General features: G+C 40.0%; 24 protein-coding genes, 3 tRNA genes and 1 riboswitch. Of the genes, 12 read left to right on the top strand and 15 right to left on the bottom strand.

Features of this window, described 5'->3' with window-relative positions:
* Positions 1 to 3: 3 nt before the first annotated feature.
* Positions 4 to 1,092 (top strand): pyridoxal phosphate-dependent aminotransferase, encoded by a 1,089-nt coding sequence (locus tag CH354_RS13690; protein ID WP_100728740.1) that lies wholly within the window; start codon positions 4 to 6, stop codon positions 1,090 to 1,092.
* Complete coding sequence (locus CH354_RS13695; protein ID WP_100727501.1) at positions 1,074 to 1,832, top strand: ribonuclease H-like domain-containing protein; 759 nt, start codon at positions 1,074 to 1,076, stop codon at positions 1,830 to 1,832. Before CH354_RS13690 ends, CH354_RS13695 begins: the two co-directional genes overlap by 19 nt.
* On the opposite strand, the gene CH354_RS13700 is transcribed toward CH354_RS13695, so the two are convergent.
* From CH354_RS13700 to hemW, 4 genes are all read right to left on the bottom strand, one after another.
* Complete coding sequence (locus tag CH354_RS13700) at positions 1,829 to 2,260, bottom strand: CBS domain-containing protein (protein WP_100728739.1); 432 nt, start codon at positions 2,258 to 2,260, stop codon at positions 1,829 to 1,831. The genes CH354_RS13695 and CH354_RS13700 overlap by 4 nt on opposite strands.
* A gap of 75 nt (positions 2,261 to 2,335) precedes the next feature.
* Positions 2,336 to 2,408 (bottom strand) — tRNA-Ala (locus CH354_RS13705).
* Positions 2,409 to 2,419: 11 nt separating this feature from the next.
* Positions 2,420 to 2,493: transfer RNA gene (locus tag CH354_RS13710), tRNA-Ile, on the bottom strand.
* A 79-nt stretch (positions 2,494 to 2,572) separates the two neighbouring features.
* Positions 2,573 to 3,745: a radical SAM family heme chaperone HemW gene (gene hemW, locus CH354_RS13715; protein WP_100728738.1), complete on the bottom strand. Its 1,173-nt coding sequence runs from the start codon at positions 3,743 to 3,745 to the stop codon at positions 2,573 to 2,575.
* Here hemW and CH354_RS13720 point away from each other — a divergent pair.
* The 5 genes from CH354_RS13720 to CH354_RS13740 all read left to right on the top strand — a co-directional run bounded on the left by CH354_RS13720 (position 3,713) and on the right by CH354_RS13740 (position 6,887).
* A complete protein-coding gene (locus tag CH354_RS13720; protein WP_238761721.1) occupies positions 3,713 to 4,231 on the top strand; it encodes a hypothetical protein in 519 nt (172 codons plus the stop codon). The two genes, hemW and CH354_RS13720, sit on opposite strands and share 33 nt — an antisense overlap.
* Positions 4,232 to 4,292: 61 nt before the next feature.
* Positions 4,293 to 4,366: transfer RNA gene (locus CH354_RS13725), tRNA-Ile, on the top strand.
* Between the two features lie 26 nt (positions 4,367 to 4,392).
* Positions 4,393 to 4,968: a bifunctional nuclease family protein gene (locus CH354_RS13730; RefSeq protein ID WP_100727504.1), complete on the top strand. Its 576-nt coding sequence runs from the start codon at positions 4,393 to 4,395 to the stop codon at positions 4,966 to 4,968.
* Positions 4,969 to 5,157: 189 nt separating this feature from the next.
* The gene (locus tag CH354_RS13735) at positions 5,158 to 5,523 is read left to right on the top strand and encodes a phasin-related domain-containing protein (RefSeq protein WP_100727505.1); all 366 of its coding nucleotides are present in this window, start codon (positions 5,158 to 5,160) and stop codon (positions 5,521 to 5,523) included.
* Between the two features lie 83 nt (positions 5,524 to 5,606).
* Entirely contained in the window at positions 5,607 to 6,887 is a 1,281-nt protein-coding gene (locus CH354_RS13740) for an MFS transporter (protein ID WP_100728737.1), read from the top strand.
* Here CH354_RS13740 and CH354_RS13745 read toward each other — a convergent pair.
* Both CH354_RS13745 and CH354_RS13750 read right to left on the bottom strand, forming a co-directional pair.
* Positions 6,884 to 7,507, bottom strand: coding sequence for a hypothetical protein (locus tag CH354_RS13745; RefSeq protein ID WP_100727507.1), 624 nt, complete (start codon positions 7,505 to 7,507; stop codon positions 6,884 to 6,886). The two genes, CH354_RS13740 and CH354_RS13745, sit on opposite strands and share 4 nt — an antisense overlap.
* A 121-nt stretch (positions 7,508 to 7,628) precedes the next feature.
* Complete coding sequence (locus CH354_RS13750) at positions 7,629 to 8,786, bottom strand: Lsa36 family surface (lipo)protein (RefSeq protein ID WP_100727508.1); 1,158 nt, start codon at positions 8,784 to 8,786, stop codon at positions 7,629 to 7,631.
* A 109-nt stretch (positions 8,787 to 8,895) separates the two neighbouring features.
* Between CH354_RS13750 and CH354_RS13755 the strand changes: the two genes are divergently transcribed.
* Together CH354_RS13755 and thiC are read left to right on the top strand one after the other, a co-directional pair.
* Entirely contained in the window at positions 8,896 to 9,267 is a 372-nt protein-coding gene (locus CH354_RS13755) for a PilZ domain-containing protein (protein ID WP_100727557.1), read from the top strand.
* A gap of 44 nt (positions 9,268 to 9,311) precedes the next feature.
* A riboswitch (TPP riboswitch) is annotated at positions 9,312 to 9,424 on the top strand.
* A gap of 108 nt (positions 9,425 to 9,532) precedes the next feature.
* A complete protein-coding gene (gene thiC / locus CH354_RS13760) occupies positions 9,533 to 11,041 on the top strand; it encodes a phosphomethylpyrimidine synthase ThiC (RefSeq protein WP_100728736.1) in 1,509 nt (502 codons plus the stop codon).
* 138 nt (positions 11,042 to 11,179) lie between these two features.
* On the opposite strand, the gene CH354_RS13765 is transcribed toward thiC, so the two are convergent.
* The 6 genes from CH354_RS13765 to CH354_RS13790 form a co-directional block, all read right to left on the bottom strand.
* Positions 11,180 to 11,542, bottom strand: coding sequence for a DUF5615 family PIN-like protein (locus CH354_RS13765; protein WP_100728735.1), 363 nt, complete (start codon positions 11,540 to 11,542; stop codon positions 11,180 to 11,182).
* A complete protein-coding gene (locus CH354_RS13770; RefSeq protein ID WP_100727511.1) occupies positions 11,532 to 11,756 on the bottom strand; it encodes a DUF433 domain-containing protein in 225 nt (74 codons plus the stop codon). Before CH354_RS13770 ends, CH354_RS13765 begins: the two co-directional genes overlap by 11 nt.
* Positions 11,757 to 12,022: 266 nt before the next feature.
* Positions 12,023 to 13,153, bottom strand: a complete 1,131-nt coding sequence (locus CH354_RS13775; protein WP_100727512.1) for an acyl-CoA dehydrogenase family protein — start codon at positions 13,151 to 13,153, stop codon at positions 12,023 to 12,025.
* Between the two features lie 51 nt (positions 13,154 to 13,204).
* Positions 13,205 to 15,358: a cAMP/cGMP-dependent 3',5'-cyclic-AMP/GMP phosphodiesterase gene (locus CH354_RS13780; protein WP_100727513.1), complete on the bottom strand. Its 2,154-nt coding sequence runs from the start codon at positions 15,356 to 15,358 to the stop codon at positions 13,205 to 13,207.
* An 18-nt stretch (positions 15,359 to 15,376) separates the two neighbouring features.
* Positions 15,377 to 15,715 (bottom strand): thioredoxin, encoded by a 339-nt coding sequence (gene trxA / locus CH354_RS13785; RefSeq protein ID WP_083930036.1) that lies wholly within the window; start codon positions 15,713 to 15,715, stop codon positions 15,377 to 15,379.
* A gap of 45 nt (positions 15,716 to 15,760) precedes the next feature.
* Positions 15,761 to 16,570, bottom strand: a complete 810-nt coding sequence (locus CH354_RS13790; RefSeq protein WP_100727514.1) for a hypothetical protein — start codon at positions 16,568 to 16,570, stop codon at positions 15,761 to 15,763.
* 84 nt (positions 16,571 to 16,654) lie between these two features.
* On the opposite strand from CH354_RS13790, the gene CH354_RS13795 reads away from it, so the two are divergent.
* Positions 16,655 to 16,867 (top strand): hypothetical protein, encoded by a 213-nt coding sequence (locus CH354_RS13795; protein ID WP_100727515.1) that lies wholly within the window; start codon positions 16,655 to 16,657, stop codon positions 16,865 to 16,867.
* 220 nt (positions 16,868 to 17,087) lie between these two features.
* Here CH354_RS13795 and CH354_RS13800 read toward each other — a convergent pair whose 3' ends face one another.
* From CH354_RS13800 to CH354_RS13810, 3 genes are all read right to left on the bottom strand, one after another.
* Positions 17,088 to 17,942 (bottom strand): hypothetical protein, encoded by an 855-nt coding sequence (locus CH354_RS13800; protein ID WP_100766515.1) that lies wholly within the window; start codon positions 17,940 to 17,942, stop codon positions 17,088 to 17,090.
* A 65-nt stretch (positions 17,943 to 18,007) separates the two neighbouring features.
* A complete protein-coding gene (panD, locus tag CH354_RS13805) occupies positions 18,008 to 18,364 on the bottom strand; it encodes an aspartate 1-decarboxylase (protein ID WP_100727517.1) in 357 nt (118 codons plus the stop codon).
* Entirely contained in the window at positions 18,361 to 18,894 is a 534-nt protein-coding gene (locus CH354_RS13810; RefSeq protein WP_100766516.1) for a type II toxin-antitoxin system antitoxin SocA domain-containing protein, read from the bottom strand. Before CH354_RS13810 ends, panD begins: the two co-directional genes overlap by 4 nt.
* Between CH354_RS13810 and lipB the strand changes: the two genes are divergently transcribed.
* Entirely contained in the window at positions 18,877 to 19,533 is a 657-nt protein-coding gene (gene lipB / locus CH354_RS13815) for a lipoyl(octanoyl) transferase LipB (RefSeq protein ID WP_100766517.1), read from the top strand. The genes CH354_RS13810 and lipB overlap by 18 nt on opposite strands.
* A 56-nt stretch (positions 19,534 to 19,589) precedes the next feature.
* Positions 19,590 to 20,579: an LIC_12071 family protein gene (locus CH354_RS13820; protein WP_100766518.1), complete on the top strand. Its 990-nt coding sequence runs from the start codon at positions 19,590 to 19,592 to the stop codon at positions 20,577 to 20,579.
* Position 20,580 lies beyond the last annotated feature (1 nt).

Genomic DNA, 20,580 nt, shown 5'->3' on the forward strand with positions numbered 1-20,580 from the left:
ATTTTGGAACCAAGAGAATTTTTCATAGAAGATAGACTGGAACGATTCCGTCTGAACGCATTTTGTAATTTAGGGGAAAGTGGGCTATCTCACTTTACGATGGAGGAAATGCTTTCCATGGCGGGTCTTCATTGGAAAGATCTTTCTCAAATTCCGATGTATGATGCACCAAACCAAGGCTCATACGACCTCCGTTTGGCCATTGCCAATTTGTATCCAGGTGTTTCACCTGAAGAAGTGCTTGTGACAACGGGAACGGGTGAGGCCTTGTACATTGTTTTCCAACTTTTGGTGAAACCGAAAGATTCCCTTGCTCTCGTTTGGCCAGCTTTCCAAGCCTTGTATGAAATCCCAAAAATGCTAGGTGCTAACATCCTCCCAATTCCCTATACAAATGCTTTTTCCGCATCTACTTGGGAGGGAATCGAAGCCGATCTCTATTTGATCAACCACCCTCACAATCCGTCTGGTATGACGTTTGCCACAAACGAGTGGGACTCACTTCTCAAACTCTTACAACGAAAAAAGAAAACAGTAGTGTTCGATGAACATTACCGATTTTTACCAAAAGGTGGGGGAATGGGGAAAACAGGAGTGGATCCCAAACAAAAATTTTACGGAACAGGTTCTTTTACGAAATGTTTTGGTGTAACAGGACTTAGGGTAGGATGGCTCATCGCAGACAAAGACTTTATCAAACGAGCACGGTCGTTTAAGGATTATCTCACACACACGGTGAACCCTCTCTCTGAACGAATTGCACTTGGGCTTCTCAAGGAAAAAGAAACTTTCCTTCCAAACATTCAAACACGTGTTCAAAATAATATAGATCATTTTACTTCTGTTTGGCGAGAGTTCCCAAAGGTAGAATTTTTTTCCCCACCAGAAGGTGGTCTTGTTGGTTGGTTACAAATCCAAAATAGTATCAGATCTGAAGACTACGCAGACAAACTGTTTGATCGCACAGGTGTGTTTGTTTTACCTGGATCCAATTTTGAAATGGAAGGATTCCTTCGGATTGGTTTTGGTGCAAAGGAAGATGTGTTTTTAGAAGGACTAAAACGGTGGAAATCATGTACGGATCTCATTTAAGACAAAGCCTACAACTCTTTCCTGGCATCGGCGAAAAAAAAGAAAAACAATTGTTTGGTGCTCAGGTGTATGATTGGACATCTCTCATCCAATACCAAAAAACAACAAATGATCCCCTTTTGCCTTCTGTATCCATACTAGAAGAACGTTTGGAACAATTGGAAACGGAATTCCAAGAAGCAAATTTTACTTTTTTCACAAATGAACTTCCAAACCTTGAGTATTGGAGGTTATGGCAAAACTTTCCAGAACGATTTTGTTTTTTAGACATTGAGACCACAGGGATATCTGAGTCTTCAGTGACAACGGTTGTGAGTCTGTTTCAAAACGAAACCATTCGTACCTTTGAACGAGGAAAAGACTTAGAATTTTTATTTGATTCCATTTTTCCTGAAGACATCATCGTTACCTATAATGGCAGGAGATTTGATATTCCCTTTTTAGAAAGAGAATTCCACTACCGTGTGAAAAATCCACAATTGGATCTGATGAATCTCTTACATTCCATTGGGATCAAAGGGGGCTTAAAAAAATCAGAAATCCAACTAGGCCTCGTGCGACCAGAAGCCATTGCGGGGATGGATGGAAGGGAAGCACCACTACTTTGGTATTCCTACCAACAAACAAACAATAAAGATGCACTTGAAAAACTAATCGCGTATAACAGAGAAGATACGAAAAACCTTAAAATTGTATTAGAGAAAACAATTGATTTGTTAACTGAGAACCGACTTTTTTAGTGTGGGCCGTACATATACTCTCTGAGGATATGCATCTCGGCTTCGGTTTTACTGAGTTTTGTTTTGACGGCATCCCCAATGGAAATGAGTCCAATGATCTTATCACCATCTAATACTGGCATGTGGCGAAATCGTTTTGTGATCATATTTTTTAAAATATCATCCACATCTTCGTCTGGACCTGCAACCGTGAGTTGAGTGGTCATCACGTCTTTTAATTTGATTTTATCCAAATTAGCATGGTCTTTGGCAACCACACGCATTAGGTCTCTCTCTGTAAAGATACCAACAAGTTTTCCTTGGAAGGTCACAATGAGTGATCCGACTTTGGCACCCACCATCATCTGAGTGGCTTCCAAAACATTTCTATCTTCTTCGATGGAAAGAACGGAGGAGGCTTTGTCTTTGAGGATTTCTTTTACGGACATGACACACTTGGTGTAACGGAATTCGGGGAGATAGCAAGAAATTTTTAAAAGAGGAGGGAAGAGAAAACGGGTTTTTGGAGCGTATCGGGATCGAACCGATGACCTTCTGAATGCAAATCAGATGCTCTCCCAGCTGAGCTAACGCCCCGTTTCTTTTCTTGGGCCTGACAAGACTTGAACTTGTGACCCCTCGCTTATCAAGCGAGTGCTCTAACCAACTGAGCTACAGGCCCGGGATACGAACAGTATTTTTCGAGAGGGGTCTATGGGCAATCTTTTTTTGGGATTATTTTGCAAACCCCAAGAGAATTTTCATTCGGTGATTTCTAAGATCAAATCATCTAACAAAAGTAATGCTTCCTTTTTCCATTGGAAAACTCCACTTACGATGGAACAGAGCCCTTGTTTTTCCCATTTATGAATGGTTTCAATGTATTTGGTTTGTGTAGGAAGTTCTAAATAGGTTTGAAAAAACTCTAAATATTGAAACGGAGAAAATAACCGAAAGAGTGTGAGGGCAAGTTCCGTGTTTGGGGTTGCCTCTTCATATTGATTTTTAGGAGGTTTTTTTTGGTAGGTCATCGCATTTCTTGGATTCCCATACCGAGAACCTTCGATAAAGCCATGGGCACCGGGTCCAATTCCAAGATAGGGTTCATAGGTCCAATACTTAAGGTTGTGTTTGGATTCGAAACCTGGTTTGGCATAATTGGAAACTTCATACCATCGGTATCCATTTTTTTCCATTAACTCTGGTAAGGTGAGTAAAATTTCTGATTGGATCTTCTCTTCGGGTTCACTTTTTTTGCGATCCTTTACATCTCGTGAATACTGGGTCCCTTTTTCCAATGTGAGAGAATACAAACTTAAATGGGGTAAACCCGCTTCTAAAAAATATGCTAAGTCGGAAAAAAAATCAGACTCTTGTAAACCTGGAATTCCATACATCAAATCAATTCCCACACGTTTAATGGGGGAACTTGTCAAGGTGCAAAGAAGAGAGTCATATTTTTCTTTGTCATAATGCCTTCCCAAAAATTCCAAACCAATTGGATTACGTGTTTGTACACCCACATTCACACGGTTGATCCCAATCTTTGCATACTCGTCGAGTAAGTTTGGACTAAGGTCTTCTGGGTTTACTTCGATCGAGATTTCGGTTTCTTTGGCAAACTCAAATTCGGATCGAAGGAAGTGGAGGAAGTTTACCCAATGTTTTGTTGTTGCCTTTGATGGTGTCCCACCTCCGAAAAAAACAGTATCAATGGTTTTGTTTTTTAAGTTCGGAAAATGAGAGATTCGTTCTAATACTTCTTTTTGGTAAGAAGAAAAGAGCGACATTTCATCGTTAGCTGGTCCACTTCCAATTCCTTCTGAATAAAAATCACAATAATCACATTTTTTGAAACAATAGGGAAAATGTACATAGATCCCCAAAAAGGAATTTCTGACTTGCCAGATGGTTTCATTTGTTGTTTGTTTCATGTGATGAAAGGTATTTCGATTCCTTTATTTTTTGTATTGGCCATATCTAATACGATTCTTTCTCAGACTCTTGTGGAACCAAACCAAAACTTTTTATGGGAATCGTTTTCATTTCAATTTCCAGAACCTGTTGTTGTCAAAACAGAGTCCACTAGCCAAAAAAAACTCACGATTTATCCAGCCAAACGAGATGGATTTTTTATGGTAGTCAGGATATTGCCCTGGAGTGAACCGATGACTGACAAAAACCTTTGGGTTGGGTCCGTTTTTCATAATCCGATCGAGCCAAAACAATATGAAAGAGTCATACTAGGCAAAACCTTCCAAGTATATGAGGCAGGCCAAGTTCGAAACCAAAATGCGTTGCGTAACCAAGTTTGGGTGCGAATGGATGCGAAACCATACCTTTGGATTTGGATCCAATGGAAATCCGATCGTAAGGACCTTGCCGATTTTTTTGAATCCAACCGCTTTCTTACGCTTTAATGACCAGTCACTTGTTTTGTGCTTGTCTCTCCTTATTTCCTCGAAAGATTGGAAGTCAGTGGGGCCTATAGCTCAGTTGGTTAGAGCAGCAGACTCATAATCTGCGGGTCGAAGGTTCGAGCCCTTCTGGGCCCACAAAACAGGAAAGGGAACGATATTGTATGGAGTTTTATGAAGTAAAAATTTCTGATATCAGCCTGACCAATGTTGGTTTTGCCGTTTTCCTACGCCCAAAGGATTCGGAAGACAAACGTGTGGTTCCGATTTTCATTGGACCCCTCGAAACCCATTCGATCACTACCGTCATTGATGGTACAAAACCACCACGACCTATGACACATGATTTGATGTTGTACATGTTAACTTCACTTGGTGCCACAGTTCTAAAAATCACAATTGAAGAGATTGTAGATAGTACGTTTTATGCAAAAATCCAACTGCGCCGAGATGAAGAAATCATCACTTTGGATGCAAGGCCTTCTGACTCAATTGCCCTTGCTTTACGAGCGAATGCACCGATCTTTATCGCAAAATCTGTGTTAGATGAGACGGGAATCATCATGAAAGAAGATGAAATCCAAGGGGAAAACATCTCTTCTGAGAAAAAAATCCAAGCCCTTCCTAAATCGAACCTTCAGATTTTAGAAGAGACTTTGGAAAATGCTCTCAAAACCGAAGATTATGAAACTGCCGCAAAAATTCGCGACCAAATCAAAAAACTCATCGAAAACAGTTGATTCGGTATAACTGAATCAACCTGACCATCATCTTGGTCGTCAATCAGACCAAAAGCCAAGTCAATGAACCGATTTAACTATGTCCCATAGAAATCGAAAGAGGTGGAATTTTTTTATTGTAATCCCCGTTTTTCCTTCGTAAACTTGGAATCCAAAATCTAGGGTTTATCCCTTCGATAGGAATGTTGTATGGAAAAATTGGTTATGGATGTCGTAAACGCTGGAATCGCATTGTTTCGTTCTGGTGAAGAAAAATTAAAAACTGCAGTTGTGGATTTAGAAAAAGTCTATAATGAGTTAAAATCAAAAGGGGAACTTGATAAATCAGCGGAAACTCAAAAAATCCGTGACCTATTGAGTAAAACCATTGCTGATGCGCAAGGTGCGCTTGGAAAAACTAACGCAAGTTATGATGAAATTGTGACAAAATTACAAACAAACTACCAATCAATTTACCAACAAATTGATACTGCAATCCCTCCTCAAGTGAAAGAGAAGTTGAAACAAACGTTAGATGAACTAAAAGTTCTAATCGACAAAGCAAAATCAAAATAGTAGTTTCAAGAAATTGATGAAAATCACCAAAAGCCACAGAGTTTTCTGTGGCTTTTTTTATTTGTTCTCAGAGAGTAGCCCTGATGAGTCAGTCTCCTAGAAAAATACAATTCATTCTGTTTTTAATTGTTTTTACCGATATGATGGGGTTTTCCCTTTTGTTTCCTCTGTTCCCAAAGACCTTAGAGTTTTTTCTATCAAAAGGAGACGATAGTTTCTTTCGAACATTTTATTCATTCGCAAATATCTTATCATTTGGTGGTGAAACCAAATACACCTTTGTATTGTTTGGTGGAATTTTAGGAAGTATTTATAGTTTTTTACAATTTTTAGCGGCACCTGTTTGGGGTAGGTTGTCAGACCATTCTGGAAGGCGTGCCATATTACTTTTAACAACCTTTGGAAATACCTTAGGGTATGTGTTATGGTTGTTTTCTTCCCAATTTTGGATGTTTGTGGTAAGCCGAGTCATCACAGGGATGATGGGAGGAAATTTATCTGTCGCATCTGCTGCAATGGCTGACCAAACGGACGAAAAATCAAGGGCCGCTGGAATGGGATTTTTAGGAGCAGGGATTGGCCTTGGTTTTGTGATGGGCCCACTTCTTGGTGGCATTAGTTCCCAATGGACGTTTATGGATTCACTCTACCAGGAAGGGACCTTTGTGATTTTCCCTGCGTCTGCATTTTTTTCCATTTTAGTTTCATTAGTTTCTATGGTGCTTGTGTATTTGTTTTTACCTGCCACCAAACCAGAGAAAGTTCAAGAAAAAGAGATCCATCCATTTTTATCCTTAAAGAAAATCGAATCTAGAAATTTGGTTCGGATTTCCTTACTCAATCTTTTGTTTGTATTAAGTTTTTCTGGATTTGAATTTGTTGTGAATTTTTTTCTTTCCGATACCTTTCAGTTTTCCCCCAAACAAATCGGATTTACGTTTTTGTACATTGGAATCATCATCATACTGGTGCAAGGTGGTGTTGTGCGACGTTTGTCTGGCAAAATTTCAGAAAAGAAAATTTCACTTTATGGTGGGGTTTTAGTGGTATTGGGAATGGCCCTTCTCGTGTTTTTTGGAACTGAATCTATCGGGTTATTTGTTTCGCTTTTCTTTTTAGCATTTGGAAGTGCCCTAGTGAATCCAGGGCTTTCTTCTTTTGCTTCTTTAGAGAGTGGTAAAGGGGATCTAGGAAGGTCACTTGGACTCTTTCGGAGTTTTGGATCCTTGGGTAGAGCCGTTTCTCCAATCGTCTTTTCTTTGTTATACTTTCAGAAAGGACCTAGTTTTGCCTTTTTTGTTTCCTTACTCCTTCTCTGTGGGTTTACGATTTTACTCGGGAAACAAAAAGAACGAACCACTTAGAGAAAAGATTCTAATTTAGCACGTAACATGGGGAACATGAGTTTTTCATCTAACTTCTCTCCTGTGAGAGAAGTACGGAGTAAAAAACTATCTCGAATTTTCCCATCAAAACTATTTGCAGTAAAACTAATGATATCAATTCCCAAATGATACAACGCTTCTGTAATTTGGAATAAAATCCCAGGAGTGTCTTTCATTCGTAAATCCATGACTGTAAAGTCAGAAGAAATGGGATTGTAGAGTTTAAGAGAGGCTTCTGAGTCTCCAATTTTACGAACAAGGATTTCTTCTTTTGCATTTTCACGCAGGTACATCGCTACCGATTTGCCTTCATAAAATAGAGCATATAAATCAGAACGAATCTGGGACAGGAGACTTTCTGTCATCTCAGCACCATCCCAACTGCGGATCACAAATAAGTCCTGGACATGCCCATCACTAGCGGTCTCTGCGACGGCTTCCAAAATATCCCAGCGGTGGTTGAAAAGAACCGAAGTCACTCGGTACAAAATCCCCAAATCATCTTGGGAAAGGGAGATTTTCAGGAGAGTTGTGTCCTTTCTTGGGACACAGGATATATGGAGGATCGGTTTTTTGATTTCTTGTATGACTTGTGCCATAACGCTCTCCTAAAATTTTTGCATTTTGCTTAGAACTTAAACAATCCGTGCCAGGAAATGCCTGCACTGGTTCTAAAACGGAATCAATCCATAAGATGCAAAAAGAATGCCAAAGACTCGTTTAAAAGGTAAATTTTGCCCCTACCATTACGGATTGGACATTTTGTGCGACAACTGCTTCTACCGTGAGTTTGGTGATGAGTGCATTGATTTCCACACCGGCAATGAGAAAGTTTGTGGTGTTAGGTGCTTGTGCCTTTCCACTGATATCCATTGATAAGGTCCCCGTCTTTGTTTGGCCAAGAGCAGAGGTTGGAATGAGAGCAGCGATCTCTGGAGAGAGGGAAGCCGTGATCGCATTGGAATCAAGAGCTAGGACAAGTGGTCCCGAACGAGTTAAGTTCAGAGAGGAACTTCCAAAATTCATGGATGTTCCCCCTCCTGCAAATAGGGTAAAAAAGTAAAACAAACGAAATCCTGTACGGATGTCTATGGGAACACTTGTGACGGTACTCGAATAATTAAAGGTAGTTGAGCCACCCCAAGTACCAACAGCGGGACCTAATGTGAGTGATTGTGTTTTATTGTCGTTATAAGTGACATCAATGACTTGCCTTTGGTAATGTAACCCAAGTCCCATGGAGATTCCTGAAAATTCAAAGAGTCCAATTCCGTCAGAATAGTTTTCAATTAAATGGTAACGAAGGGTAAATCCACCAGAAGTGATGTCTCCCCCTAAATCTACATTTTTGTTTTGTGCTTCAATTGCTTTTTGTACATCACCTTGGGCAAAATTAAATTTAAAACCATGCAAATACAAATTAAATCGGTGTAAAAAGGTTTTGAGTTCTGGTTCGGTGTCAGAAGGTCCACCACCCATAAGCCAACCTAGGTTGACCGCAACAACAAAGTTAGGTGCAAGTGATGCACCCACATTTGGTAATTTTTGAAAACTTAAGTTTTGGTAAGCTACGTTGATGTCTTCTTTTTGTTGACCTGCAAGTGCAACACCAAGTCCCACTTGGAATCTGTTCACAAGCCCTGGCCCCATCATGGAGGAATTGATATTAGAGACAACCGCTGCTTCTGACATTGTTGCTAGCACTTTGTCTGTGTATTGTAATTTTAAAGCTTGGTCTAAGTTGTTGATTTGGGATTGGATGGAGGCTGGTAAAATCGTACAGGCATCCCCTGAACAGGTAACACCTGCATCCATTCGGTTAGGAGAAACCAAAGATGTTCCCAGAATTAGAAGGATTGTCAGCGTACGATTTCTCATGAGGGTCCTATTTTACCATATATCGGAGTCTGGTCTACGTTTTCTTAACAAGTGGGAAGCAGAGAATTTCCGAGTTTACAAGGAAGAAAATCCATGCCAAATTTCCCATATGGCTCCTATCCAAGAAAAACGGAAATATGTCCGCGTAAAACCCCTAGAAAACGAACCCATTGAGATCCATTTAATGGGAACGGCGTTATTAGATGTTTTGCATGCAAGTGACATCAGTATGGGTGGGGTGGGGATTGTGGCTCCTAACCATTTTGATGAATGGGATATGAATGAAACTGTGGAAATCCTTGTGGCACTCCCTGGAGATTTGGCAGACTTTTTGGCAAAAGGTGTGATCAAACAAATTGGCAAAAAATCAAAAGAATCAGGAGTATACGGTGTCCAGTTTACTGCCATGGGCCCCAAAGGCAAACAAGACTTACAAGTGTACATCAACCGCATGGTAAGGCAAAATCGTGTTTTGAATTAAACATATATTTTGTTGTCAAAAAATTTGAATCTCATAGGATAAGAGATAACCGTTAGGGGTGCCTAAGGTTTTTGGTTTACCAAAAATTCGGCTGAGAAATACCCTTTTTGAACCTGATCTTGGTAATGCTTGCGAAGGGAAACGGAAAGTAACTTTGCAATAGCCAAATTCGTTTGGTGGATTGATCCAAGATCAATGAACAAAAGTTACATGCCATTTCTCCTTCAAGAATCCAAACATCAGAGATACCGGCCAAGGAAGTCTCATGAATCCAAACCAAATCGAAGAAATCAAAGTCCCTGAAACAACCATTCCTTTATCGAATGGGACCGAATACAAAGGTTACCGCACAGAAGGAATGTTTTGTATCCACGAAGAAACATACGATTATAAACAAGGCATCCCCAAATTGCGCAAATCCTGGATCAGTTCTCGTGAATCTAGGGGAGATCAAAATTTTTCCCAACTCTATTATGCAAAACGAGATATCATCACAGAAGAGATGTTATACGTGGCAAAACGAGAAGGAATGTCACCAGAATTTGTAATGAATGAAGTAAAAATTGGTAGAGCGATTATCCCATCGAACAAACGCCATCTGGAACTCGAACCCATGATCATTGGGAAAAAGTTTTTAGTGAAAATTAATGCCAATATAGGTAACTCTGCGATTCTTTCTTCGATAGAAGATGAGGTGGAAAAACTCCGTTGGGCATTACATTGGGGAGCTGACACTGTGATGGATTTGTCTACAGGCAAAAACATCCACGAAACAAGAGAATGGATCATTCGAAATTCTCCTGTTCCCATCGGAACCGTTCCATTGTACCAAACCTTAGAGAAGGTAAAAGGGAAAGTAGAAGATTTAAATATCAATGTATTTTTAGAAACACTGGAAGAACAAGCAGAACAAGGTGTTGATTATTTTACCATCCATGCTGGAGTATTACGCGATTACGTTAGACTGACTGAAAAACGAATCACAGGCATTGTCTCCAGAGGTGGTTCTATTTTAGCGAAATGGTGTAACCACCATAAGAAGGAAAACTTTCTGTATGAACATTTTGATGCCATTTCCAAAGTGATGCAAAAATATGGAGTCTCTTATTCATTAGGTGATGGTTTGCGACCAGGTTGTATCAACGATGCAAACGATGCAGCTCAATTTGCAGAATTAAAAACCTTAGGTGAGCTGACAAAAAGAGCTTGGGCAGACGACATCCAAGTGATGGTGGAAGGACCAGGCCATGTTCCTATGCATCTCATCCAAGAAAACGTACGTCTGCAAGAAGAGATTTGTATGGAAGCACCATTTTATACGCTTGGACCACTGGTGACTGACATTGCTCCTGGATACGACCATATCACATCTGCCATTGGTGCAGCGATGATTGCTTGGTATGGAACGGCTATGCTTTGTTATGTGACGCCAAAAGAACATTTGGGACTTCCAAATAAACAAGATGTAAAAGATGGAGTGATTGCTTATAAAATTGCAGCCCATGCTGCCGATCTTGCCAAAGGTCACCCTGGTGCCAAAGAACGAGATGATTTACTGAGCAAAGCTCGTTTTGAATTTCGTTGGGAAGACCAGTTTGCTCTTTCTCTTGATCCAGAACTAGCTAGGTCGTATCATGATGAATCTCTTCCACAAGATGGAATGAAAAAAGCTCATTTCTGTTCGATGTGTGGACCTCATTTTTGTTCTATGCGACTCACTTCAGATTTACGGAAAGATTCGGTGGGAGTTGGTGTGGAAGATTTGAATGGTTAATTTGTAGAGATAGTTTTACAGGTGTAAGCAAATCAATCTTTACAACCCGAAGTTCCTCATGGAACTTCGGGGCTTTGCTACGATCTTTTATATAGAATCTACGTTGAAGAAAACTGATTTAACTTTCAGATTTTTATACTATAAATGAATATCTCTGATTCTAAGTTTATTTTTAGAGAGAACTACGAATTTTCCAATTAAATCACTGAATCTTTCTTTTAAAATTAAGTTAAGAGATTGAAAAATAGCGAATAATTCTTTTGAGTTGTAGCGAAGGAGATAAATCCCTTTGGAGTATTCTTTGTGAGCAAAAACCCATTCGCCAAAATCCTTATCCAATGTAAGGAGAATGGAATCAAGTTTCATTGCAAGATTGATCACTTCTAAATCTGTAATGCCATGGTGTTCTTCTAAAACAGAGAAAACATTGTGACCTTCTTGTCTAAGGAGTTTGATCAGACGAAAGTCGATGTTTTCGTCAGCAAGGATCTTAACTTGCAAGTAAACTTTCTCTGCTTATCACCTGGCTAGAATAGGAAATACAAGCTAGAATATCCTCTCTCTCGATTCCTGGAGTAGCCTCAAGGATTTCTTCGATAGACATTCCATCACCTAATCTTTCAAGAATCAAATCTACTGGAATTCTTGTATTTTTAATCACTGGCTTTCCGAGTAAGATATCAGGTGAGGAAGAAAGTCGAGATTTATAGTCCATACCTTGGATTTAACCGAATTTTTGTTCAAAAGTCAAGTGTTCTTATCCATGAAGTTATATGAAATTAGTGATCTTTCTTATTTTGCAAGTTTAGTTCTTGGTTTAAAATTTAATTCCAAGGTTAACTGAGAGACAGTAATTGAATATTCCCTGCAAAGTTTCCATTCCAATAGCTAACAAAAAACCCGGGCATTCGCACCGGGTTCCCATAAAAGACTCTCGCCTGATTTGAATTTGAAACTAGTAAAGTGTGGATGAGCGAAACACTATAAACCCAAACTTCTACCAATGATTTCTTTCATGATCTCAGTGGTCCCTGCATAAATGGTTTGTATCCTTGCATCGAGGTATGCTCTTGCAATTGGATACTCCATCATATAACCATAACCACCAAAGAATTGTAGGCATTCGTCTGTATGGCGTTTTTGCATCTCTGTCGCATACCATTTGCACATAGATGCTTCTGCAGTCGTGTTTTCACCTTTCATGTGTTCCATGACTACTTTGTCACAGAATACTTGTGCCATTTCTAACTCAGTTGCCATTTCTGCCATTTTGAATTTTGTGTTTTGGAAAGACCCAATTTTTTGACCGAATGCTTTTCTTTCTTTGATGTATTGGAGGGTAATGGTTTGGACAAGTCTTGTTGCTTCCACTGCTGCCACTGCAAGAACCAATCGTTCTTGTGCCAATTTTTGCATGAGGTAACGAAACCCTTGCCCTTGTTTTCCGATGAGGTTTTCTTTCGGAACAATTACATCATTAAAATACAATTCAGATGTATCTTGTGCTTTGAGACCAATTTTATCTAAGTTACGACCACGTTCGAAACCCTTCATCCCTTCTTCAATCATCACTAGGGAAATGGTTCCGTTATCATGTTTCACTGCTGTGATGATGAGGTCTGCCAATTGTCCGTTCGAGATAAAGGTCTTTTGTCCATTTACAACAAAGTGATCACCCTTATCAACTGCACTGGTGCGAAGGGATTTTAAATCGGATCCCGCACCTGGCTCAGTCATTGCAACTGCAAGGATGGATTCCCCTGAGGCACATTTTGGCAACCAACGTTTTTTTTGTTCGTCACTCGCATAGGTCGAAATGTACGGAGCGATCACATCATTGTGAAGGGAGATAAAAAATCCGCTGTTCCCGACACGAGAGGATTCTTCGATGATGATGATGTTGTAAAGAAAGTCTGCTCCAGACCCGCCATATTCAGTTGGGACATCGGGGCAGAGTAGTCCGTTTTCTCCGGCCTTTCTCCATACTTCTTTTGGTACGATATGGTTTTTTTCCCATGTTTCGTGGTGAGGTTTTACTTCTGTTTCAAAAAATTTCCGAGCCATCTCGCGGAATTGGTGGTGTTCTTCAGTAAAGGGGAGGATACGCTCCATAAAATTTGTGACTCCTTGATATGGAAATGTTACAGAAATGGCGAAATGAGGTCAATTATAAACAGTGTTCAGCTTCATGTAGACACCAGGATTTTTCTTGATGTACTGGATGGCATCTTCTTGGGAAAGGACGTAGAGTTCTGTCCCTGGCCAAGCAATGAAACTAAAATGAGATGGAAGGCCTTTGGTAAGGGAATAAATTTCTCCCACAAAATCGCCAGCACCGAGTTCTCGGATCGTTTTGTGGTTTTGCATGACGACAACCGTTCCTGAACGAACAATGTAGGCATTTTGAAAGGTTTGCCCTTCTTCAATCAGAACCGCTTCCTTTTTCACTGTTTCCAGTTTGAGTATGAGTTCCAGTTGGGTGACTTGGTAACTGGTGAGGCCTCGGAAGGTTTGGGATTCCGTGAGGGTTTTCCAAGTATTGGTCTCTCGGATGCTATTCAGTTTGATTAGGTTTTCGTGGAGTTTTGATCCGCGGATGAACTGAAAAAATCGTGTTTTTTCAATGGTGAGGGCGAGTACATCGGTTTCTGCATACACATCAGCTTGGCGTACGGTGTCGAGGATGAGAGAGGCTTCTCCAAAATACTCATAAGTTCCGTAACGTTTCACTGCGGAATTGTCACTGGAAAGTCCTTCAAATCGTACATTCCCAGAAGCGATGATAAAAAATCTGTCACCATGGGTTCCTTTTTTGATGATTTGTTCCCCACGCCGGAATCGTTCTTCTTTGACAATTTGTAAGAACTCTTTTGCCTTTTCGATGGGGAATCCTGAGAAAATATCAATCTGCGATAAAATTTCTAACAGTTGGAATGCTTCTTGGTGTTTAGGAGGAGTGATTTCCGGATACAAAGTATTTTCGATACCAAACTTTGCAAGCGTTAGGTGGTTTCCAGTGGGCATATCTTTTGCGGCAATGTGATAAACCGTAATTCGTTTTTGCACTTCTTCCGGAAGGGATGCTAAATAACTGATTTTGGTATGAAGGGGAGGGACTCCTGCTTCGTGGTAAATGATTTTACGATCCCAAGGAAAGTCTTTTAGGAATTGGTATCTTGTTTCTGGCAAAACACCTTTTTTGTACATATCTTCAAAAGCTTCTGGGTCATTTAAATGGTCTGAAGTGTAATAAAAAGATTGGTCTTGGAAAAAGAATTCAAAACCGACGGATGGAATGGAATGTAGAGCATAATGAAAATAAAACTCACCACCATTGATGATGGTGGGTCTACCAATGACAACTGGGATAAAATCAAATAAGTCAGTGATCTCTTTTCGCGGAATCTTTGTTAGACTGCAGTATTTTTTGAGGAAAGATTCCATCACAGTCGCGGTCGCATAAATTGTGATCTTAGATTCTTCTAAGATTTTTTGGAAGGTTCCCGCATCATGGTCTGCATGGCAGTGGGTGAGAATGATGGAGTTGATGAACTTGGGATTTACATTTGATTCTCGTAACCACTCAGTTGAGTTTACAGGAGGATCGACCATGATCCCTTGGCCATTCAGCCAAATGATAAACCCTGATGTGTTGTCAGATGGATCAAAACCATGAGAGGGTCCAAGGCATGTGATTCCAATGAGAGGTGGTTGGAATGGTTCTTCCAATCGTTTTCCAATATCATATTTGACATGGAAGTCCACTTCACCCGGAATTTTGATTTTTTTCTCTCCATCCACAACAAGGAATTCGTTTGAAGGCAGTTGTTCGATGGTGATCCCACCAAACTTTGCTTTGTGGGAGTCATCAAACAAAACAAACTCCACCACTTCTTCCATCGTTTTATAACTTCGAAAGTATGCCATTTCTGCTTTGATATCAGGGAATCCAAAACTTTCTGCACCATCGATGAATTCGGAAGATAAGTTTACTTCTTGTGGTCCCATAAGAGATTCCCCAAGAACAATGGTTAGCTGCTCTTTTTGTTCAGCTGAACAGATGATGAAGGTTTTTTTGCCACCACGAAAGAAAAAATTGAAATAAATGGGGAATTCAAGTTCGGCAATGGAGATGCCTTTTTCAACATGAAAGAACTTATTAGGGAGGACAAACACCAAAGGGGTCTTTTTTTCGAGCCCCATGGTGTCCTTAATTGTCTCAGGAGGGGATCCAAATTGGATGTACCCTTCTGAAGTATCGACTAAATATCCCCCTCTAGGGAGTGCTGTAAAACCATTCGGTTCGGAACTGACCATTAGGGGATAATTTATTTCCTACTTGTGATTTTCTATAAATTTTTTAATTTGCGGTTTTGGTAAAGCACCAATTGCTTTGTCTACTAAAACTCCATCTTTATAGAGTAGAAGGGTAGGGATGGATTGGATTCCCAACTCTTGCGCTGTCTTTTGGTTGAAATCAACATTGAGTTTTGTAATTTTGATATCCGCCATTTCTTGCGAAAGTTCGTCAAGAACCGGAGCCACCATTCTGCATGGTCCACACCATTCTGCCCAACAATCTACTAAAACCACGCCATTTGCAGTTTCTTGTTTGAAATTGGCGTCATTGATTTCTGTAAGTGCCATATTTCGAAATCTCCTTTTGAAACGTATAACCTTTCTATAAACTAGACTGGATATTCTAGGGAAAAACGTCGATTATTGTTTCTTTTTTTTCTTTTTATCGTCGGATTCGAGGTCGGCGATCTTTTGTTGGAAGGACTCAATCAGTGTTTTGGTTTTTTCCAAATCCTCTGTTTCGCCTGTAATTTGGAATATTTTACGGTTCATCTCCAACATTTCCACAGAATGTTTCAAATCTGTGGAATCTTGTGTTGACATTTCAAATTTGGAACGATAGTCCTGCGCTGCTTGGTTGGCAAGTTCGATGATGAGATTAAAATGTTCCTTACGGATATAATAATAAGGATTTTCTAAATCTTGTTCTTTTTCGTAGGCAATAAAATCAAATAAATTCTTTGTACAAGCGGCAACACGGAAATTGATATCGGGCCAAGACCATTTCCATTTCGAATTGGAACCAAAGGCAGTTACTGTTTTTTTCATTGCTTGCAGTAATCCTTTGATGAGATTCAAACGTTGGGTAGGTGTGAATCTTTCGATTTTGGAAAGTTGTTCTTTGTTTTCGGATAAAGAACCATCCACATTATTCCCTACTGTTTTTTCAATGTAGGAAATACAGTTATAAATTTCTTTTCTGGCAGTCTCTAAGTAGTTGTTATTGTTGATCTCTAAAATAGCTGTGGATAGTTCATTGATCACAATACACGTGTTAATTGTTTTGATGGAATTAATCGCGAGGGAAATATTAAAATAAGGTTCCATGTCCTTACTTTTTTTGGCTTGTACTTTGAAAATATTGGCTTCTTTTTTTAACTCTTCCAGGTAGTTTTTGAAATCTACCAATTTGTCATTGAAGTCAGCTTTTTTTTCCTTCGTGATTGCCATGTCTGTTTCATTTTCGGCAGAAAGACCTGGTTTTGTCCATAAAAAACGTCGACCTGGACTAGAGTTTGCCGAAACTGGAATAGAATGGACAATACCCCCCGCAAACGAAGGGACCTGCTCGATTTACTCGACACCTACAAATACATGAACCAGGCCATTTTCTGGGATTTTTTGGATTTGGACGGTCGTTGGGACTTTGCCAATGGTTGGTTGCACCTAAACCACCCTGAGGACGAGTGGAGGGTTCGTGCATCGGAACAATTCCCACCTATCCGCCCAGAAGGCACAGACCACTAAATTCTATTTTTTTCTAGATTCGGTTCAATCAATCTCTCGAACGTAACGATATCTCTGTCTTCTGGAACTCTTGATTCCAATTCTACTTGGAAATCTAAAAATTCGCTTTTCTCTCATGGGATTTTTTCTGAATCAGAATGATTGGAAAAAGAGTGGGGCAGGTGTCCTCTCCAAGACTAGAGTTTAGCCTTGGAGGTCTGGAACAGAATACAAAGTGTGCTTAGTAGGTAATCTTTAAATCAGAAATATCAATGAACTTACGGAATAACAAACTGTTTGTTGGTTTTTTTGTATCAAACACGAGAACCGCTACTTTGTTAAAACTGAGGAAATTTGGTCTATACTGAGTGTAGTGGGGGCTTGTGATGGTTGTTTTGTATTTATTATTATAAATTGTATACGTGTGTTTTGGTAACGTTTCGTGTACTTGGCGCTTTTTTTCATCTGCAGTTTGAGCCACGTAGTTATAAATCACTTGTTTTTCTTTTGAAGGTCCTGTTTCACCAAACAGAGTGAAGGGGAGTGCTTTTGCGTTGTTTTTGCAAAGATAATCTACCACTTCTGTGAAAGTAGGTTCTGGCATTTCTGCTTCAAATCCAGCATAATGGCGTTTTTCCATTTCTGCTTTTTTCTTTGCATACGTTTCTTCACCCCAAATTTCTTTTGCAGTGAAAGGAGTTGGCATGATGTTAGAGAAGTATAATGTTCGTTCGTCTTTTTCGGGGTCTGCTTTACGCCAAGCAGGGTAAGGAACAAGTCTTCTTTCGTCCTGATTCACACGGTCCCCTTCAAAACCAGCTAAGACAAAAATCGAATATTCATTGTCTTCTGGAACTCTTGATTCCAATTCAACTTGGACATCTAAAAATTCGCCTTTCCCTGTGTCAGCATGTCGTCTAACAAAACTTACGTTTTTTAAACGGATCCTTGCATCATACATGGAAAGAGGGTAAAGATCCCTGTTGTCCTTGGAAGAAGTCGCGGAAACTTGTGTCCCTTGTTGGTTCCCTGATTCTTGGGCAAAAAGTGCACAAGTGAGGAGGGTGAATGAAAGAGCGAATATTGTTTTGTTCATGTTCCGACTACCAATTTGGTTTATACAGTTAGTATCGAAGAAATGCCTTAGAAAAATTAGGGAATTTAGGCTTTTTTCGGCCGATTGTTCTCATCCACGAAGACAACTTTCGGTTTGTAGTCACTTGGGAGGTCCTTTTCTTCCACTTGGCCATAAGTGATGATGATGACCTTGTCTCCTTTCATCCCAAGCCGAGCTGCAGCTCCATTCAAACAAATGGTCCCCGAACCCCTTTCTCCGACGATCAGGTAGGTTTCGAACCTGGCACCGTTATTCACGTTCACCACACTCACTTGTTCATACGGTTTCATTCCGGCCATTTCCATTAAGTCTAGGTCAACAGTGAGACTACCTTCGTAGTGGAGTTCAGCCTCGGTAACGACGGCTCTATGGATTTTGCCTTTGCAAACAGTGATGATCATTCTGACCTCTCAAATAAAACTCTAAACATTTTGCCCGATAGATTCAAAAGGCTTTTTTGTACAAGGACGTGGATTTTCGTATTGATCCTTGCGACCGAAAACGGAATGGAATCAAATAAGGGTGTAACGACATAATTTTCATATAAATTGGGATAATGGCGGTTTTCGTCTACCACTCGTCCCCGGAAGGCTTCCACAACTTTCATCATCACTCGTTTTTCTTCCTTAGAAATGATGAGTCCATCGATTGGTTTTAGAAAACGTAAGGCAAAACCTTGGATGCCATTCCCCTCAATTTTCGGGACCACCTCAATATGGCCTTTCTCTTTTAAATACAAAAGGGCTTCGTTCAGTTTGACGGGGTAGGGAGAGTCTTCTAAGTGGATATAGTCTCCTCTTGTGATCATTTCCGCATGTTTTTGGAAATGAACACCATCCGAATAGTAGAGGAGCTTCGCCAAATCCAAGCGGGCTCTTCCATTCGGTGATTTTTCGAGGATCCAAAGGATCGCATGCAAAAGTTTCTCCATCAAAAAGGACTACCTTCCTATCTGTTTCCTTCGATTGTTTCGTACCAACGATACTTGGATTTCCAGGAAAATGCCAGGAAAAATCGAAGAGAATCCATGCTCTTTTTAGAACACAGTCCATGTTTGACAGGGGGCATAGGTGCGAAAGCGGAAAATCTTTTGGTACCAGAGGTGAGACTTACGGAACTTGGTGTGGACTTTGTCAGTCTGCCTAGAGGTGGGGATTTTACAGCCCATGAACCAGGGCAAATTGTCGGTTACCTCCACATTGACTTAAAAAAAAGGGGCTTAAGTTTAGGAGATTTTTTGCGAAACTTAAACGAAAGTTTGGTGGTAGCTGTTAAAGATACTTGGGGTTTAGATGTGGAAGAGAATCCAAAATCTCCTGGTTTGTATACAAAGGATTCGAAGAAAAAACTGATCTCAGAAGGGATTTATGCGAAATCCTATTTTACGAGTTTTGGTTTTGCCTTAAACGGAATCAATTCTCTCTTTACTTTCTCTCTCATCAACCCATGTGGGGCAAGGTCTGAAGACATGGTTTCCTTATCAGCCTTGGGACTTTCCGCAGGCTATCCCGAGAAACGAAAAGAATTTGTGTTCCGATTTTCAAAACACTTCCTTTCCCTTCTCCCATAACCTCGAATTTCTTATGTCCTTTTTGTGGATTTGGCCGAAAAGTAAAAGGGGGATCCATGAAATATTCACGTTTTTTTCTATCCTTTATACTCTTTTTTATCCTCTCGGAAACCCTTGCGCTGAGTGGGGTGGTTTGGACATTTTATGAGTCCTTACAAAATGCTCTTATCCAGGAACAGTTTATTTCTGACCACAGAGCAAGGGACTTAAGCCTTGCACTTGCAAAAAGTGCAGAACAAAGGTTGAATAACGATGGTTATGTGGAAATCGAAAAGATGTTCCATCGTTATGTAGAACAATCCAAAAAGGATCCAGAAGAGTTTCGTTTTTTAAAGATAAGTTTGTATGCTCCAGATGCCACGTTACTTGTTTCTACTGATACTATTTATACTTTGGAAGAACTCCGAAAACGAAAACCTGATGATGAGTTAGCAAAATCTACATTCTTTCGCAAAGGCATTCGGTTGAAAAAATGGGAATGGTCTGAACCAGAAAATGGTGAGAATCCCATTCTCAATTCCAAACGAGATCCAAAGGTTCGGGATGGTTTTGAATGGGTATTAAATTACCTTCCATTAGCAAAATCAAATACGGTTCGTCTGACAACACCATTGTACAAACCAGGGACATTGGATGTATCTGGCCTTGTGATCCTTGTCTATGAACGAGGGAACTTAGGTTTATTATTCCAAAACCAATGGAAACTTGTGGAATGGATGGTATTGAATTACCTATTGATTGCACTTGTTGTGAGTTTACTCCTTACATGGGCATTTGTTGTGTATTCCTTAGTCCTCACAAAAGACCAGTTAACGGAAAAAGAATCAGGTGAAACCTTACCACTGGTTCAGAAAAAAACATTAGAACCAATGGAAAGTTCCATCCAAGCTGTGAGTGAGTTGAAAGAACAAAATCCATCAACAGAAGCGAATCAAACAAACCTTTCAACGGACGTTGAAGTATTACCTGGTGGTCCCGTGTTTGACCAAATGAATGCAGAACCCAAAGAAACTAATACAGTAAGAGATGCAATTTTCTTAGGATAAA

This window comes from Leptospira levettii, from assembly GCF_002812085.1.
Lineage (GTDB): Bacteria > Spirochaetota > Leptospiria > Leptospirales > Leptospiraceae > Leptospira_A > Leptospira_A levettii.

Bases quoted from the DNA above. Each gene is read 5' to 3' on its own strand.
- CH354_RS13695 (WP_100727501.1), top strand. From the start codon at position 1,074: ATGTACGGATCTCATTTAAGACAAAGCCTACAACTCTTTCCTGGCATC.
- CH354_RS13700 (WP_100728739.1), bottom strand. From the start codon at position 2,260: ATGTCCGTAAAAGAAATCCTCAAAGACAAAGCCTCCTCCGTTCTTTCC.
- hemW (WP_100728738.1), bottom strand. From the start codon at position 3,745: ATGAAACAAACAACAAATGAAACCATCTGGCAAGTCAGAAATTCCTTT.
- CH354_RS13730 (WP_100727504.1), top strand. From the start codon at position 4,393: ATGGAGTTTTATGAAGTAAAAATTTCTGATATCAGCCTGACCAATGTT.
- CH354_RS13735 (WP_100727505.1), top strand. From the start codon at position 5,158: ATGGAAAAATTGGTTATGGATGTCGTAAACGCTGGAATCGCATTGTTT.
- CH354_RS13740 (WP_100728737.1), top strand. From the start codon at position 5,607: ATGAGTCAGTCTCCTAGAAAAATACAATTCATTCTGTTTTTAATTGTT.
- CH354_RS13745 (WP_100727507.1), bottom strand. From the start codon at position 7,507: ATGGCACAAGTCATACAAGAAATCAAAAAACCGATCCTCCATATATCC.
- CH354_RS13750 (WP_100727508.1), bottom strand. From the start codon at position 8,786: ATGAGAAATCGTACGCTGACAATCCTTCTAATTCTGGGAACATCTTTG.
- CH354_RS13755 (WP_100727557.1), top strand. From the start codon at position 8,896: ATGGCTCCTATCCAAGAAAAACGGAAATATGTCCGCGTAAAACCCCTA.
- thiC (WP_100728736.1), top strand. From the start codon at position 9,533: ATGAATCCAAACCAAATCGAAGAAATCAAAGTCCCTGAAACAACCATT.
- CH354_RS13770 (WP_100727511.1), bottom strand. From the start codon at position 11,756: ATGGACTATAAATCTCGACTTTCTTCCTCACCTGATATCTTACTCGGA.
- CH354_RS13775 (WP_100727512.1), bottom strand. From the start codon at position 13,153: ATGGAGCGTATCCTCCCCTTTACTGAAGAACACCACCAATTCCGCGAG.
- CH354_RS13780 (WP_100727513.1), bottom strand. From the start codon at position 15,358: ATGGTCAGTTCCGAACCGAATGGTTTTACAGCACTCCCTAGAGGGGGA.
- CH354_RS13790 (WP_100727514.1), bottom strand. From the start codon at position 16,570: ATGGCAATCACGAAGGAAAAAAAAGCTGACTTCAATGACAAATTGGTA.
- CH354_RS13795 (WP_100727515.1), top strand. From the start codon at position 16,655: ATGGACAATACCCCCCGCAAACGAAGGGACCTGCTCGATTTACTCGAC.
- CH354_RS13800 (WP_100766515.1), bottom strand. From the start codon at position 17,942: ATGAACAAAACAATATTCGCTCTTTCATTCACCCTCCTCACTTGTGCA.
- panD (WP_100727517.1), bottom strand. From the start codon at position 18,364: ATGATCATCACTGTTTGCAAAGGCAAAATCCATAGAGCCGTCGTTACC.
- lipB (WP_100766517.1), top strand. From the start codon at position 18,877: ATGCAAAAGTTTCTCCATCAAAAAGGACTACCTTCCTATCTGTTTCCT.
- CH354_RS13810 (WP_100766516.1), bottom strand. From the start codon at position 18,894: ATGGAGAAACTTTTGCATGCGATCCTTTGGATCCTCGAAAAATCACCG.
- CH354_RS13820 (WP_100766518.1), top strand. From the start codon at position 19,590: ATGAAATATTCACGTTTTTTTCTATCCTTTATACTCTTTTTTATCCTC.